Annotated in this window: 13 protein-coding genes; 7 read left to right on the plus strand and 6 right to left on the minus strand. The window is 53.0% G+C overall.

Features of this window, described 5'->3' with window-relative positions:
* Window positions 1–66 precede the first annotated feature (66 nt).
* The 3 genes from QOS46_RS09110 to QOS46_RS09120 all read right to left on the minus strand — a co-directional run bounded on the left by QOS46_RS09110 (window position 67) and on the right by QOS46_RS09120 (window position 4,274).
* Window positions 67–504, minus strand: a complete 438-nt coding sequence (locus QOS46_RS09110; RefSeq protein WP_283609076.1) for a DUF3783 domain-containing protein — start codon at window positions 502–504, stop codon at window positions 67–69.
* Window positions 501–1,310 carry an SDR family NAD(P)-dependent oxidoreductase gene (locus tag QOS46_RS09115; RefSeq protein WP_283609078.1) on the minus strand — a complete coding sequence of 270 codons (810 nt, stop codon included), beginning with the start codon at window positions 1,308–1,310 and terminating at the stop codon, window positions 501–503. Before QOS46_RS09115 ends, QOS46_RS09110 begins: the two co-directional genes overlap by 4 nt.
* Window positions 1,311–1,586: 276 nt before the next feature.
* Window positions 1,587–4,274 (minus strand): calcium-translocating P-type ATPase, PMCA-type, encoded by a 2,688-nt coding sequence (locus QOS46_RS09120; RefSeq protein WP_283609080.1) that lies wholly within the window; start codon window positions 4,272–4,274, stop codon window positions 1,587–1,589.
* Between the two features lie 763 nt (window positions 4,275–5,037).
* Here QOS46_RS09120 and QOS46_RS09125 point away from each other — a divergent pair.
* From QOS46_RS09125 to QOS46_RS09155, 7 genes are all read left to right on the plus strand, one after another.
* Complete coding sequence (locus tag QOS46_RS09125; protein WP_283609082.1) at window positions 5,038–6,015, plus strand: Gfo/Idh/MocA family protein; 978 nt, start codon at window positions 5,038–5,040, stop codon at window positions 6,013–6,015.
* A gap of 131 nt (window positions 6,016–6,146) precedes the next feature.
* Window positions 6,147–7,127 (plus strand): metal ABC transporter substrate-binding protein, encoded by a 981-nt coding sequence (locus QOS46_RS09130; RefSeq protein ID WP_283609084.1) that lies wholly within the window; start codon window positions 6,147–6,149, stop codon window positions 7,125–7,127.
* A 51-nt stretch (window positions 7,128–7,178) separates the two neighbouring features.
* A complete protein-coding gene (locus tag QOS46_RS09135) occupies window positions 7,179–7,931 on the plus strand; it encodes a metal ABC transporter ATP-binding protein (RefSeq protein WP_283609086.1) in 753 nt (250 codons plus the stop codon).
* 123 nt (window positions 7,932–8,054) lie between these two features.
* A complete protein-coding gene (locus QOS46_RS09140) occupies window positions 8,055–8,849 on the plus strand; it encodes a metal ABC transporter permease (RefSeq protein ID WP_456298796.1) in 795 nt (264 codons plus the stop codon).
* Between the two features lie 19 nt (window positions 8,850–8,868).
* Window positions 8,869–9,825, plus strand: a complete 957-nt coding sequence (locus QOS46_RS09145; RefSeq protein ID WP_283609090.1) for a CobW family GTP-binding protein — start codon at window positions 8,869–8,871, stop codon at window positions 9,823–9,825.
* Window positions 9,826–9,829: 4 nt separating this feature from the next.
* Window positions 9,830–11,389: a permease gene (locus QOS46_RS09150; RefSeq protein WP_283609092.1), complete on the plus strand. Its 1,560-nt coding sequence runs from the start codon at window positions 9,830–9,832 to the stop codon at window positions 11,387–11,389.
* Between the two features lie 6 nt (window positions 11,390–11,395).
* Window positions 11,396–12,166, plus strand: a complete 771-nt coding sequence (locus QOS46_RS09155; protein ID WP_283609094.1) for a TIGR03943 family putative permease subunit — start codon at window positions 11,396–11,398, stop codon at window positions 12,164–12,166.
* A 120-nt stretch (window positions 12,167–12,286) separates the two neighbouring features.
* Here QOS46_RS09155 and QOS46_RS09160 read toward each other — a convergent pair whose 3' ends face one another.
* The 3 genes from QOS46_RS09160 to QOS46_RS09170 form a co-directional block, all read right to left on the minus strand.
* Window positions 12,287–13,672, minus strand: coding sequence for a TrkH family potassium uptake protein (locus QOS46_RS09160; protein ID WP_283609096.1), 1,386 nt, complete (start codon window positions 13,670–13,672; stop codon window positions 12,287–12,289).
* 27 nt (window positions 13,673–13,699) lie between these two features.
* Window positions 13,700–14,233 carry a QueT transporter family protein gene (locus QOS46_RS09165; RefSeq protein ID WP_283609098.1) on the minus strand — a complete coding sequence of 178 codons (534 nt, stop codon included), beginning with the start codon at window positions 14,231–14,233 and terminating at the stop codon, window positions 13,700–13,702.
* 189 nt (window positions 14,234–14,422) lie between these two features.
* On the minus strand, window positions 14,423–15,088 hold the full coding sequence (locus QOS46_RS09170) for a potassium channel family protein (RefSeq protein ID WP_283609100.1): 666 nt from the start codon (window positions 15,086–15,088) through the stop codon (window positions 14,423–14,425).
* Between the last annotated feature and the right edge of the window lie 30 nt (window positions 15,089–15,118).

A 15,118-nucleotide genomic window follows, 5' to 3' on the forward strand; every position in this document is an offset into this window, starting at 1 on the left:
GAGTAAAACGCGGGGTATCTGAAGCCATAGCACAGAAAAAGCCGGGGAGCATCCCCGGCTTTTTTATTATTCAGTAGCTTGTGCCTGTTCGGCCGTTGCATTTTCCTGCTGCTCCTGCAGCTGGCGGCGGATTGCCTCGCGCTCACGGGACAGCTCGTGCAGAAGCTCCTCAAACGACCAGGTGCGGTTTGTGTCGGTCACGACCGCTTTCATCGCCTGATTCCGGGGATCAACCGTGTGCAGACGATTCAGCACCTGATCCAGCCGATTGGAGGTAAAGCCGGAAAACACCATGGCACTGCGCTCCGGGATTTCTCCGTCATAGCTCTTCCCTTCGGGTGAAGCGGACGCAAGCGCTCCCACCGTTTCGCCGAGCTGCTCCTGTGTCACAGGCCGGCAGGGAATTCCCGCCCGGCTGAATGCCTCTATTGCGCTTTTCCCCAGTTCTGTATCTTCTGTCAGGCGGTATAGTAAAACCACCTCTTGTACTACTCTAGCTTTCATCTCTTCTGTTCCGGCGCGTCAGACGCGCCACTCCTTTCTGCTTGATTGGGCTTTGGCCCCTGCTTTCTCTTCTGTAAATGATAAGAAATTCGGAGCAGGAGCGCATCCGGTATCGCGCGCATCAAAAGCTTTGACACCTTCATCGTGCTGCCGGGAATGATCACCGGCTGGCGGGAGAACATCTGCTGAATCGCAATCATCGCTACACGCTGGCTCGACATGCTGCGAACGCTGAAGCGCACGTCTGCCACCTGGTCAAACTCCGTATTCACCGGACCGGGGCAAAGGGTCCCGATATACACGTGGCTCCCCCGGCGGCGCAGCTCTTCGCCCACAGCCTGCGTCAGCCGCAGCACATACGCTTTGGACGCGTAATAGGAGGAAAGCAGCGGGCCGGGCAAAAACGCCGCGCTCGACGCTACATTGAGGATATACCCGGAATCCCGGTTCAGAAAATCGCGCAGGAACAGCTTTGTGAGGATATGCACCGCGCGGACGTTGACATCCAGCAGTTCCAGCTCTCGGTGCAGATCTGTTTCCGCAAAGGAACCAAACAAGCCGAAGCCTGCATTGTTAATGAGAATATCGATGTTTTCTCCTCTGGTCTGCTCGTACAGATCAAAGCAAGCCTGTTCCTGCCCCAAATCGGCGCAAATAATTTTCACCTGCGAGGGCAGCAGATGCTGCAGCTCCTCCAGCCGTTCCTTGCGGCGGGCCACCAGAATCAGGTCATAGCCGCGGCGGCTCAGAATTTTGGCCATGTCACGGCCGATTCCCGAACTGGCCCCTGTAATCAATGCTTTCATCGTTTCCACTCCTTCCCCCAGCGGCGGGCGAATTGAATTATTTCTCATACTATCATAAATCAGCAAATAAGCTTACAAAGACATTATCTGAATCCGTAGAATCACCAAGCGGATGATTTCATCCGCTCTCAGCCGCCCGAAGCTTCCCTTCGAATCCGTAAAGCTATTATATCGCATCTTTTTCCGTACGCCAACCGTTTTTAGAAAGAAAAAATGAGGTCGGGTTCTCTCTGGAATCCGGCCTCATTATAAAGCTGTGATCAAAACAAATCCTGCTTAATCCTTTTTGGCGATCGCATGCTGAATTGCTTTGATGATTTCCACTGCCACCAGCGGAACAAAAGCCAGACCGATCACGATCAGCCATGCCTCCATATGCATAAAGTCAACATTGAAGACACCATTGAGAGACGGAACCAGCAGTACCACCAGCATCAAAGCCAGAGACGCCAGGAACGCACCGTTCATGTACTTGTTAGTGAAGAAGCCAACCTTAAACAGCGAGTGGCTGGAACGGATGTTGAACGCGTGGATCAGCTGAGAGATCGCCAACACGGCAAACGCCATGCTCTCGCCCAATACAATATCGATTCCCTGTGCATTCGGGCTAATCGGGGTGATGACGCGGGTACCAAGATAGTATGCAACCAGCGTAATGGTACCGATAATCACACCCTGAACAATTGCCATAGCACCTACCCCGTGGGCAAAGATGCTCTCGGACTTCGAGCGGGGCTTACGGCTCATCACGTCGAACTCAACCGGCTCCATGCCCAGCGCAAGCGCCGGCAGGCTGTCTGTTACGAGGTTGATCCACAGCAGCTGGACAGGCATCAGCGGAGATTCCTTCCACAGCAGCATTGCAACAAACACGGTAATAACCTCGCCCAGGTTGCACGACAACAGGAAGTGAACCGCTTTGCGGATATTGTCATAAATACCGCGGCCTTCCTTAACGGCCGTAACAATCGTAGAGAAGTTGTCGTCCGTTAGTGTCATGGCGGCAGCGCCCTTGGCTACGTCGGTACCGGTAATACCCATCGCGCAGCCGATATCCGCCGCTTTCAGCGCCGGAGCGTCATTTACGCCGTCGCCGGTCATCGCAACAACCTGGTCTTCCTTCTGCCACGCTTTTACAATGCGGATTTTATCCGACGGAGTAACACGGGCATACACCTTGTAATGCTTGATGTTCTCGGACAACTCTTCGTCGCTCATCGCCTGCAACTGTGCGCCAGTGATGGCCTGATCGCCCTCACGCAGGATTCCCAGATCCTTCGCAATGGCTGAAGCGGTCGCTACATGGTCACCGGTGATCATAATGGTCTGAATACCGGCCTTGTAGCACTCGGCGATGGAAGCCTTTACTTCCTGTCTTGGCGGATCAATCATACCGACCAAGCCAACAAGGGAGAGGTCTTTCTCCAGCTCGGCGGCGGTGTATTCCCGAGGCTCTTCATCGATCACCTTGCTGCCGATTGCCAGAACGCGCAGTGCATCCTGTGCCATCTGCTCGTTAGCGCGGGTAGCTGCTTCAATATCGCCAGAGGCGCAACGACCGAACAGTATGTCCGGAGCGCCCTTAACAATGACGATAATCTTACCGTCGGTTTTTACCACGGTTGTCATCAGCTTACGGTCGGAGTCAAACGGAACCTCGCCAATTCTGGGAGCGGAGCAATCCAGCTCTGAGCGGTGGATATCGTTGCGCATGGCGCAGGCTACGATAGCGGTTTCAGTCGGGTCACCCAAGTGCTTCTCCGTTCCGTCCTCCTCAATGCGCACAATACCGTCTGTGCACAGGGTTCCCAAACGCAACAGAGAAAGAGTCTCATCAGAAAGGTCGCCATCCAGCGGAACGACGCCCTGCTTTTCGGTATACGCCTTTACCAGAGTCATGCGGTTCTGGGTCAAAGTTCCGGTTTTATCAGAGCAAATAACAGAGGTGCAACCCAGTGTTTCAACCGCAGGCAGCTGACGGATGATTGCGTTTTTCTCAACCATGCGCTGTACGCCGATCGCGAGCACGATGGTAACAATTGCCGGCAGACCTTCGGGGATTGCCGCAACAGCCAGAGAAACAGCCGTCATAAACATTTCAAGAATACCGGTTACCGCATCTTCGCCATCCATCGGGCCGACCACGTCGATCAAGCCAACGACGAATACGATCGCACAGATCACCAGAGTGAGGATACCCAGGTATTTACCGAGCTGAGCCAGCTTCTGCTGCAGCGGGGTCATACCCTTCTCTTCCTCATCCAGCAGTGCGGCGATCTTGCCCATTTCGGTTTCCATACCGGTACCGATCACAAGCGCCTTGGCGGTACCATAAGAAACCGCGCAGCCAGAATGTACCATGTTAAAGCGGTCGCCCAGAGGGGCGTCTACTTTTATGTCGTCCGTTGCTATTTTGTCTGCTGGAACAGATTCACCGGTAAGAGCCGCTTCGTCACATTTGAGGCTGGAGCTGCGAATCAGTCGGCAGTCTGCCGGAACAAAGTCGCCCGCTTCCAGTTCAACGACATCGCCGGGAACCAGATGAGAAGAAGGAATGGACTGTATCTTACCGTCACGGAGCACCTTTGCGTTGGGGGCTGTCATGTTTTTCAGCGCTTCCAGAGCGGCTTCCGCTCGGCTCTCCTGAATCACACCCATCACACCGTTTAGCACGACGATCAATACGATTACGATGGGCTCAATCCACTCAGCCTCATGGCCAATCATCGTGTTGTAGATACTAAGTACAACAGAAATCAAGGCCGCAACCATCAGGATGATAATCATAACATCCTTCATCTGGTCCATAAAACGCTGGAAGAAGGTACGGGGCGGCTTTTCGTTCAGCTTATTTAGACCATATTTCTGAAGGCGGGATTCTGCCTCCGAAGTGGTCAGACCAAGCTTGAAGTCCGTTTTCAGGGTTTCCTGAATTTTTTCTAGAGCTTCAGCGTGCCAATTCATTCCTAGATGTCAACCTCCAATAATTTTGAATTTGACCATAGCCAATCAAGTATAGCCGGGCCGGGCTTTTCCGGTGAATTGCAAGAGAGTGTTTTTCCTCCGTCAAAAAAGCGACCGCCTTTGTTTGAAAAATAACAGCGTTCTTCCCCCGAAAAAAATGTCAAATCAAACAAAAAGACGGGAGCGCCAGGCAGCAATCCCGAAAAAAAATGTAGCTAGAACCCATATAGCACAGTCATTCCCCACAATATGAATTCAGTTCCTGTTACAAAATCTATTATCTCTCATAAGACATTATTTGTCCAGTGCTTTTTCAAAAATTTCGTTCGATTTTTGAATTTTTTTGCTTCGCGTCCCGCATTTTTTTGCCTTTAAGACCGCATTTTGTACAAAAAGACGCACCAAAGGCCAAAAAAGGGTGGCCATGCCGCGCTTTTGTAGAATAAAACGACACAAAAAAGAAAATTGTTACCAATACTTTGTTTAAAAAAAGACGCTCTAATGTTACTATTATAATAGAGAATGTGTTTTCTGTCTAGAATTTTTATACAAATATTATTTGATCCCCTGTTTTTTTAATGTTCTTTTACTCAATAATGAATAAAAGTGCCCTACTGGCCACAAATTTCATCTGTCATTTCCCCAGTTCCGTCGGGGAAGCGACGCAGTATTGTAACAATTTCGGTTAGAAAAAACAATTCTTGCAAAGCACCTTTTGGGCCGATATAATGAAAATAACTTTTCACGGAAAGGAAAGCACATGATGCACCAATGGAAGATTGGAATTCTCGGTACCGGCGGCATTGCTGAAAAAATGGCTTACACTCTGAGCCGCATGCCCGAGGTACTCCTGCTTGCGGCAGCGGCCAGAGATGAGGAACGAGCCCGCGCGTTTGCACAGCGGTTCGGCGTACCGAGGGCTTACGGCTCTTACCTGGCTCTGGCACAGGATCCGGACATCGACCTGATCTACATTGCCACCCCGAACAATTATCACCGGGAACACGCCCTGCTTTGCCTGAATAATGGAAAGCACGTGCTGTGCGAAAAGCCCTTTACTATGAATGAAGCCGAAGCCTTAGAGGTGTTCGCCAAGGCGGCCGAACGGCGGCTCCTTGTTACCGAAGCCCTCTGGACAAGGTATATGCCGCTTTCCGCACAGCTATGCAGATTACTCAAAGACGGCGCCATCGGCGAGCCGTTTTTGCTGCAGGCCAGCATGAGCGCACTTTCTCCCTTGCCCCGGCTGAAGGACCCTAATTTAGGCGGCGGCGCGCTGTTGGATATTGGCGTATACCTGCTTACAATCGACGCACTGGTGTTCGGCTCCGAGGTAGAAAGCATTTCCACCAGCGTCATCCGCTCCGCCGAGGGGATCGATCTTCAAAGCTGCCTTTCCCTGCTTCATCCCGGTCAAAAACTCGCGGTACTCAGCAGCACCATGCTGGCCGTTAGTGACCGCAGGGCGTATGTATACGGCAGTAAGGGCTTTCTTACCATTGATAACCTGAATAATCCCGAGCAGATTGAAGTGTTCGATCAAAACCGCTGTTCTACGGGCGTTTACCGCCGCCCCGAGCAAATCAGTGGCATGGAATACGAGGTACGCTCATGCCTGAACGCCATTGAATACGGGCAGATGGAATGCCCCGAAATGCCCCACGCGGAAACGCTTCGTATTTTACGCAGGATGGATTCCATTCGGGCCGACTGGGGAATGCGTTACCCCTGTGAACAGTAATCTGCACCATACTGTATTTTTGATCCTTTTCCCTCTTTTTTCTTGACAGCCCGCCGACAGGAGAGTTATAATAGCCGTATTCTAAATGCAATTGAATTTCATTTGCGATTAATTTCAGCAGGAGGATGTTCATGAAAAAATGGTTGCTTGGGTTCGTCAGCGCAGCGCTCTCTGCCGCTCTGCTGGCCGGCTGTGCCGGCGGTACAGGCTCTGTAAGCTCTGCGGGTGAAAGCGCATCCGGTGCAAACGAAGGAAAAAAACTCTTGGTCTACACCAGTTTTTACACGATGTACGATTTCGCGGAAAAAATCGGCGGCGACAAAGTGACGGTTACGAATCTCGTTCCCCCGGGAACGGAGCCGCACGACTGGGAGCCTCAGCCGAACGACATTGTCGGGCTGGAGAAGGCGAACGTTTTCATTTATAACGGCGCGGGAATGGAGCACTGGGTAAACAGTGTGCTGGATTCCATCCAGAACAAAAAGCTTGTTGCGGTAGAGGCTTCCTCCGGGATTTCTCTGCTGGAGGGAACGGGCGAACACGAGGGTGAGGAAAGCCATGCCGCCGAAAGCGCGGAGGAAGTTTCCTCCACCGACCCGCATGTGTGGCTCAATCCCGAAAACGCAAAAAAAGAGATGGAAAATATCAAAAATGCGTTTGTGCAGGCCGACCCCGCCAACAAAGAGACCTACGAGGCGAATTACAGCACCTATGCAGCAAAAGCCGATGAGTTGGACAGCCAGTTCAAAAAGATGACGAGCGAACTGAAAAACAAGGATCTGATTGTGGCGCACCAGGCCTTCGGCTACCTTTGCAGTGCATATGGCCTCAATCAGGTGGCAATCGAGGGTCTTTCCCCCGATTCCGAGCCGGATGCCGCCCGTATGAGCGAGATCATCCAGTTCGCGAAGGAACACAAGATCACCACCATCTTCTTTGAAGAGATGGTAAATCCGAAGGTTGCGGAGACAATTGCGCAGGCCACCGGCGCCAAAACCGCTGTGCTGGACCCCATAGAGGGCCTCAGCGATGAGAACAAAGCCAAGGGACTGGATTATTTCTCGATCATGGAGAAAAACATCGAGGCCATCCGCGAGGCGAACGGCAGCTGATCTTTGGATTCACCCAAACCTCATCGAACCTCATAGAAAAGAGCGAACAGAATGAATCCTATTCTTGAAGTCAACCATCTCAGCTTTGCCTACGGTTCGCAGCCAATTTTATCCGATGTCAGCTTTTCGCTGGAACGCGGCGATTTCGCGGCGATTATCGGTGTGAACGGCGCCGGCAAAAGCACGCTGATGAAGCTGCTTTTGGGCGAGCTTTCTCCCCAAGAAGGCGAAATCACGCTGTTCGGGCAGGAGCTTTCGCACTTTCGCGATTGGCCTAAGATTGGCTATGTGCCGCAGAACGGCGCCGCAGCGAGCGAGAATTTCCCCGCCACAGCGGAAGAAATTGTGCGCGCGAACCTGTATTCCCAAACCGGTTTTCTGCACTTTGGCGGAAAGCGGCAGCGCGAACAGACTCGGCACGCACTAGAATCGGTGAATATGCTGCCCTACGCCAAACGCATGCTCAGCGAGCTTTCGGGCGGGCAGCAGCAGCGGGTGATGCTGGCCAGAGTACTGGCTGCGAACCCGCGGATGATGCTTCTGGACGAACCGACCACCGGGGTGGACGCCCAAACCGTGCAATCGCTGTATGAGCTGCTGGGGCGGCTCAACCGCGAAACCGGGCTGACCATTATTATGATTACGCACGACATTGCCGGGGCGATGGATACCGTGAGCCGGGTGTTGTGCCTGGAGGACGGCTCTTTGGTCGAGCTGAACCACGCCCAGCTGCTGGACGAGATGGGGCATCGACACAAGCACCCCATTCCCCCAAAACAAACCAACCGAACGTATTCTGTTTGAGCGGCAGACCGCCGCCTCTTCCCGCTCCGGCAAAGCCTTGTCTTGCCGGGGCGGGCATCCTGCTTTTTTGCGACTTTCCCTCTGAAAGGATTGGTTTTAGTGTCCATTTTGGACTATGAATTTATGCGGAGGGCCTTTCTGGTCGGCATTCTGCTAGCGGCCACGGTTCCCTGCATCGGCATTGTTGTGGTGTTAAAGCGTCTTTCCATGATGGGCGACGCACTGTCTCACACCAGTCTTGCGGGTGTTGCCGCCGGTTTGGTGCTGGGGATTAACCCCATTCTGGGCGCGGTAGCGGCGTGTATCGCCGCCGCGCTGAGTATTGAGGCCATCCGCAAGAGAATTCCCAAGTACTCCGAGCTTTCCATCGCCATTATTCTGTCAGCCGGCGTTGGTCTGGCCGGCGTTTTATCCAGCTTTGTTAAAAACGCCGCCAACTTCAACAGCTTTCTGTTTGGCAGCATCGTCGCCATCAGCGACTTTGAGCTGATTCTCGTCTGCTGCATCAGCGCGGCGGTGCTGGTGTGCTTTTTGGTGCTGTACCGGGAGCTGTTTCTGATCACTCTGGATGAGCGCACTGCCCGGTTGGCCGGCGTGCCGGTAAAGGCCGTGAACTTTATCTTCACGATTCTGACTGCCGTTACTGTTTCCGTGGCAGCCCGCACCGTCGGCGCGCTGATCATCTCTTCCCTGATGGTGATTCCCGTCACCTGCGCGATGCAAATTGCCAGAAGCTACCGCCAAACGGTATTGTGGTCCATTGTATTCGCGCTGTTGTTCACCGTTTCGGGGCTGTTTCTGTCGTACTATGCCCGACTGCGACCCGGCGCGACGATCGTTTTGATCGGCGTTGTCGTGTTGGTGGTCATTCTGCTGGCAAAAAGTCTGTTTGGAGCAAGGGGAAGCGCGAGCGCGTGACCCCGATAAGGAGATTCCAATGAAAACCGACATCTACATTATTTCCGGCTTTCTGGGAGCCGGAAAAACCACACTGATTGGCCATTTGCTGCGGGAAGTATTTGACCCGAAAGAGACCGTGGTCATTGAAAACGACTTCGGCGAGGTCAGCCTCGACGCTTCGCTCATCCGCTCCGGCGGCTTTGCCGTGAAGGAGCTTAGCGCAGGGTGCATCTGCTGCAGCCTGACCGGTGATTTTCAGGCGGCGATTCTTGAGGTGCTGTGCGAATTTTCACCCAAGCAGATTCTCATTGAGCCGTCCGGTGTGGGAAAGCTTTCCGATATTGAGGCTGCCTGCCGCTCCGCAAAAATTTTGGATATGGCACAGATACGGCGCAAGATCACCGTGGCGGATGTTGTGCGCTGCCGCATGTACATAGAAAACTTTGGGGAATTTTACAAAGACCAGATTCGGCACGCGGATGCCATTCTGCTTAGCCGCACGGAACAGAACCCGGATAAAATCAGTGTTGCCAAAACGTTGCTGGCCACTCTGGCTCCCGAAGCGCAAATTTTCTCCTCATCCTTGGATTCTCTAGATTTCTCCTCTCTGCTTGGCAAGCCTGCCGTACATGAAACGAACTGCCACGAGGATGCCTGCTGCTGTCATAGGCATTTCCACGATCATCACCACGATGAATGCGGCCACGATCCTCACGACCATGCGGCGTATGAGGCGTTCGATACCGTCACGCTTTCTCTCTCCCGCACGATGACCCGACCGGAGCTGGAGGAAGCATTTCATACCGCTGAAAAAACAGGACTTGGGCTTCTTCGCGCCAAGGGGATTGTGAATACACCGGACGGCCCCGCCACCGTGCAGTACCTGCCCGGCGAGCTAAACCTGACCCTGTGTGATCTGCGCCCCGGCTCCCTGTGCCTGATCGGCCGGGATCTAAACGAACAGGAACTCAAGAGGGTATTCGGGAAGGAGTGATCGCTTGGCTATTCCCGTTTATGTGGTCACGGGCTTTCTGGAGTCCGGCAAGACCACTCTGCTCAACCACCTGTTCCGGCAGGAATCTCAAAAGCACCGCCTGATTGTTCAGTTTGAATCGGGAATTGAGGAAATCTCAAACGAAACCGGCTGCGATGTGATGATTGTTCCCAAGCGTGTACTGGAGGACTCCCCTGAAAAATCCGCTGTGAGTATTAGCAATTATGTAACAGAATCCGCGCTGGAAGAAATCTGGGTGGAGTGGAACGGCGTAACGCCGCTCGAGGAGCTGTATGCACTGTTTTCGCGCCCGGAGCTTTCCGGCTGCCGGCTGGAAAAAATAATTCATATGGCAGACGCACAGACGCTCAGCCACCTGCTGGGGCGAACCGGCTCTGCCCTGCCCGGGCAAATTGCCGCGTGCGATTTTGCGGTGCTGCGCGGTGCCTATACAGACGCCGAATTTCGCGGTGCGCGGCGGCTCCTGCGCGAAATTAACCCCGGCCTGCGCGTTATGGGCGATGACGCCCTCGACGAAATTATGACGCGGGCCATCCGTAGAAAAACAAATCCCCCGGCGGTCTTTGCCACGTCGATTCTTGCCTTTGCCACACTGTATTTAGGCGCGGAGGCATTGTTCCATCTTTCGCAGACCCGTGTGAATACAGTGATCAACATCTTCCTCGGCATCATGCTGCAGGCCATCCCCTTTTTGCTGATCGGAGTGCTGATTTCTTCGGCGATTCAGGTGCTGATTCCGCAGCGGGCGATTGAGCGGCTCTTCCCGAAAAATTTGGCGGGAGGGATGCTGGTTGCCATTCTGGCGGGCTTCTGCCTGCCGGTATGCGACTGCGCTTCCATCCCGATCTTCCGCAGTCTGGTGCGAAAGGGCATTCCGCTGCCCGTCGCCGTTACCTTTATGACCGCCACCCCGGTGATTAACCCCGTGGTGATGCTCTCCACCTACACGGCTTTTAACGGCAATCTTTCGGTCATGCTGGGCCGGGTGGGCATGGGGATTCTCTCCGCCGTGCTGATCGGCTGCTGGTTCGCGCTGCGCCCCGGAAAACTGCCTGCCCTTTCCGCGGGGTATGACCGCATTATGTGTTCGTGCGGCTGCTACGGCGGGGCCACAGACGTTTCCACCTTGGGAGAGAAGCTTTCGCTGTTGCTGCGGCATTCACAGGCCGAGTTCTTCAGCGTGGCAAAATACCTGACCGTCGGCGCGTTCCTCGCCGCCGTGTTCCAGGTGATGGTAACAAATTCGCTGCTGCTGCAAACCCCTGCGGATTTTGCCCTTTCACTGCTGCTGATGATGGTACTGGCATTTTTGCTGTCGCTCTGCTCCTCCTCCGATGCCGTTGTTGCAAAAAGCTTTGCGGCACGTTTCCCCATGGCGCCGGTGATGGGCTTTCTTGTATTTGGCCCGATGATGGATCTTAAGAACGTATTGATGCTTTCCGGCGGCTTCTCCCGCCGCTTTGTCGCAAAGCTGTTCCTGGTTTGCTTTACCGTCTGTTTTGTGGTGGTCTACACAACCGCACGCTTGTTTGTAGGAGGCTGATTGGCTATGGAAAAAAGAATGCACAGCCCGCAGACCCTGCTGGAATCCGCCTGCTGCTTATCGTTTGCCGCCATGATTCTTTACCTGGCGGTCACCGGAACGTATTTGCAGTACGTTACGCCCAAAACACTGCCATACCTGTATTTTACCGTGTGCGTGATGGCGCTATGGGGCTTCTTCGGCCTGCTGCGCCGCACCCGCTCCGTGCAAAAAACACGCACCGCCCACTGCCTGACCCTCGTCATCCCGATTTTGTTTCTCCTGCTTCCTCACAGCGCGGTAACCTCCTCGTCACTTTCCTCCGGCTATGTGGGGGCAACCAATCCCGGAACCACTGTCCAGCAGGCGCAGCAGCTCCAGAGCCAATCGTCGGAGCCCGCCTACGGCTCTGCACTGTCGGGACTGGATGAAGCGAACAAGACGATTACCGTAAGCGACAGCGAATTTTATCTGTGGATCTCTGCGCTGTATGAGAATCCCCAGAAATACGATGGATACCATATCCGCATGACCGGCTACGTCTTCCGCGATTCCTCACAGATGACAAACAATGAATTTGTTCCGGCCAGGTTGATGATGAGCTGCTGTGTCGCAGATTTAACACCGGTCGGCCTGCTGTGCCAGTACGATAAAACCGCCGAGCTGAAAGCAGACAGTTGGATCACAGCGGAAGGCACGCTTCATTACGGCGAATATCAGGGCTCGCCCGAGCCGCAGATCACCATAACCGCAGTCACTCCCGCAAAAGAGGTGTCGGGGTATTTGTATCCGGTTTAAGAAGCGGTGCTAAGAAATTGACTCCTCTCAAAAAACAAAAAGGTGCTGCTGCAAAGCTTTCGTTTTGCAGCAGCACCTTTTTTGTTGGGATAAAGATGTTTGGGGAGAAGCACATAGCCCTCACCCCACAATGATGCGAGCTTCCGGCATTACACAGCCGGGCTTACCCGTATGGCGGATGGAAACCGAAAGCCCAAGCGATACAAAGCCCACGCGCCCAATAAACATAGCAAAGATCAAAGCCAGCATAGAAGGATCATCCAGCATAGGCGTCAACCCAATGCCCATTCCTGATGTGCTGAATGCCGCCACCGCCTCATGCAGGGCATCTACACTGCTGATTTTGTTCTGAACATCGCGCATCATCAGCACCCCGGTTGTCATGAACACCGTAAGAAGTCCTCCGAAAAAGAATGTCAGTGAACGATATACCACAGCATGAGCAATTCTTCGATGCCGAAGAACGATTTCATCACTGCCACGCAGAACACTTAGTACAGCAGCCCCTAACACCACCAGAGTGGTATATTTAATTCCGCCGCCGGTAGAGCAAGGAGCAACACCGATAAAACTGAGCATAGCGGAAATCAGCTTGGTTAAATCCTGCTGATTAGCCGTATCCATTGCAGTTAGTCCGGCGGTTCGAAGACTGTTTGACTGAAAAAAAGCGGTATTCAATTTAGCAGGCCAATCCAAATTCCGCAGCGTATTATCATGTTCCAATCCCAAAATCATTGCCGTACCAACAATGAGCAGAACCGCTTCAGCAATCAGTACCACAGTAGAATGCAGACTGAGAGGTACTGTTTTTTCCCTCTTGAAACAGTGCCTCAGCTTCGCATAATAAATATCACTTATTACAATAAAGCCCAAACCACCCGTAATAATAAGCAGATCTAAAGGAATGAGCACCAAAGGATCGCTCGCATACGATATCAGGCTTCCAGATGGTGTCCGAAACCCCATAAGATCAAAACCTGCGTTGCAATAAGCTGAAACTGCATGAAAGACAGACATCCAGATTCCATACAACCCGTACTGAGGCACAAACCGCAGCATCAGAATCAGGGCACCTAATCCTTCGGCCGAAAATGTGACGGTTAAAATCATGCGCAGCAAATGGGAAATGTTCAGGTCATCCCCCTGCAGATTTTCGCGAGCCAAAGAAAGCTCGCGCAACCCCAACTTCTGCCGCAGCAGTAAAGAGAAGCCTGTTGTCACAGTAATGATGCTTAATCCCCCTAATTGAATCAAAAGCAAAATTACTGCCTGCCCCAAACCGTTCCAGTGGATCCATGTATCAAAACGGGTCAGGCCGGTAACACACACGGCTGACACCGCAGTAAACAAAGCATCCATAAAGCGCGTGCCCTGCCCACTGCGTGAGCAGATCGGCAGCATCAAAATCAGCGCACCGATAATAATTAACATCAAGAAGCTGATTACCACCAGCCGCACCGGAGGGGTGGTTCTTACCTTTTTAGACAAAACCGCACTTAAGCCCATCGAAGTTTTTACTCTCCCTCAGTCAAGTTATCTTAGCACACCGAACAGATTCTGCGCCGTTCCGGATTTTTCTAGGATCGCCGCCAGCGGCAAACCTAACACCGTAAGCACCACCAGCTCGCCCGCACCGACGGAAACCGCCGCCGCGAGAAACCCGGCTATTGTAAAGCCGGACGGCAGAAAGAATGCCAGCTCAACCCCAATGACCAACGCGTTGCACAGAACGGGCGGCAGTGCAGACAACACCGGAAGCCCGCGAAAGCGGAAGCGCCGCAGTTGGTAAGAAATCACCGCCGCCAGCAGAGTAGCGCCGGTACCGCAAACAATATCTACCACGCCGTATGGGCTGCCCAGATTGGAAAGCAGGCACCCGATCACGAGGCCGGGAACCGCCGCCGGCGTGAACACCGGCAGAATCGTGAGTGCTTCGGACAGCCGGAACTGAACCGGCCCGTAAGCAAGCCCCATCGCCGACGACAGAATCGTAAGCACCACATAAAGGGCGGCAACCATGGCGCCTTGCACCAAAAATGCGGTGCGCCGAGATAGAGATGTTTTCATTTTTTATTCCTCCGTAGTTTTATTTTAAGTCAGGATCTTGCGACTGACTATGCCTTTTGGGCATGAATTATAGAATACTCCTTTTCATAGTAAAATGCAATTCGTTCTGTATTTTTTACAATAAAATCCTTGGCGTATCAAACCACAATCAATCCGCCTGAAATGGTCTTATTTAAAGCTGCACAATGATCAGTGAATCCGTTTTCCAAGAATATGAAGCAATTTTTTCTGATTTTTATTCTCGCACACCGCGACCACCTGATCGCCCGCGTGAAGAACCGAGCGGCCGTTCGGAATGATCATCTGCCCGCCGCGCATCACGGAAACAATAAGCGTGTTTTCCGGCAGTACAACATCCATCAGGCGAACACCGTGCAAGGATGTATCGTCTGGCAGCACCATACTGCAAATGCCCGCGCGGCCCTTATTCAAAGTAGCCAGCAGGTGCATTTCCGCCAAATCAACCTCCTGCTCGATCATGTTCGTAATAATCTCTGTGCTGGACACGGCAATATCTGGCCCCATGGTTCGCAGAACCTCCAGATTGCGGGGGTTGTTCGCGCGAACGATCACCTTTTTGGCGCCGAATTCCATCTTGGCCAGCTGTGCCGCCACCAGGTTATCCTGGTCACTGCCGGTCACCGCGATAAAGGCATCCGCGTCTTTGGTAGAGGCGCTTTCCAGAATGGCAGGCTCGGTGCCATCGCCGCAGGTTACCTCAACACCCAGATCGTTCGCGATCTTGACGCACTTGGCGTATTCCTTTTCGATCAGGCGCACTTGATACTTGCGGTCAAGCATATTGCGGGCTACGTTATACCCCAGCTTGCCGCCGCCCATGATCACTATCTTCATCGTATTTCTCCCTTTATACTGAGTCTTCTA

The organism is Faecalispora anaeroviscerum, assembly GCF_947568225.1.
Taxonomy (GTDB): Bacteria; Bacillota; Clostridia; order Oscillospirales; family Acutalibacteraceae; genus Faecalispora; species Faecalispora anaeroviscerum.

Coding starts and splice junctions, on each gene's coding strand:
- QOS46_RS09110 (WP_283609076.1), bottom strand. CDS start 504: ATGAAAGCTAGAGTAGTACAAGAGGTGGTTTTACTATACCGCCTGACA.
- QOS46_RS09125 (WP_283609082.1), top strand. CDS start 5,038: ATGCACCAATGGAAGATTGGAATTCTCGGTACCGGCGGCATTGCTGAA.
- QOS46_RS09155 (WP_283609094.1), top strand. CDS start 11,396: ATGGAAAAAAGAATGCACAGCCCGCAGACCCTGCTGGAATCCGCCTGC.
- QOS46_RS09165 (WP_283609098.1), bottom strand. CDS start 14,233: ATGAAAACATCTCTATCTCGGCGCACCGCATTTTTGGTGCAAGGCGCC.
- QOS46_RS09120 (WP_283609080.1), bottom strand. CDS start 4,274: ATGAATTGGCACGCTGAAGCTCTAGAAAAAATTCAGGAAACCCTGAAA.
- QOS46_RS09140 (WP_456298796.1), top strand. CDS start 8,055: ATGCGGAGGGCCTTTCTGGTCGGCATTCTGCTAGCGGCCACGGTTCCC.
- QOS46_RS09130 (WP_283609084.1), top strand. CDS start 6,147: ATGAAAAAATGGTTGCTTGGGTTCGTCAGCGCAGCGCTCTCTGCCGCT.
- QOS46_RS09170 (WP_283609100.1), bottom strand. CDS start 15,088: ATGAAGATAGTGATCATGGGCGGCGGCAAGCTGGGGTATAACGTAGCC.
- QOS46_RS09135 (WP_283609086.1), top strand. CDS start 7,179: ATGAATCCTATTCTTGAAGTCAACCATCTCAGCTTTGCCTACGGTTCG.
- QOS46_RS09160 (WP_283609096.1), bottom strand. CDS start 13,672: ATGGGCTTAAGTGCGGTTTTGTCTAAAAAGGTAAGAACCACCCCTCCG.
- QOS46_RS09115 (WP_283609078.1), bottom strand. CDS start 1,310: ATGAAAGCATTGATTACAGGGGCCAGTTCGGGAATCGGCCGTGACATG.
- QOS46_RS09145 (WP_283609090.1), top strand. CDS start 8,869: ATGAAAACCGACATCTACATTATTTCCGGCTTTCTGGGAGCCGGAAAA.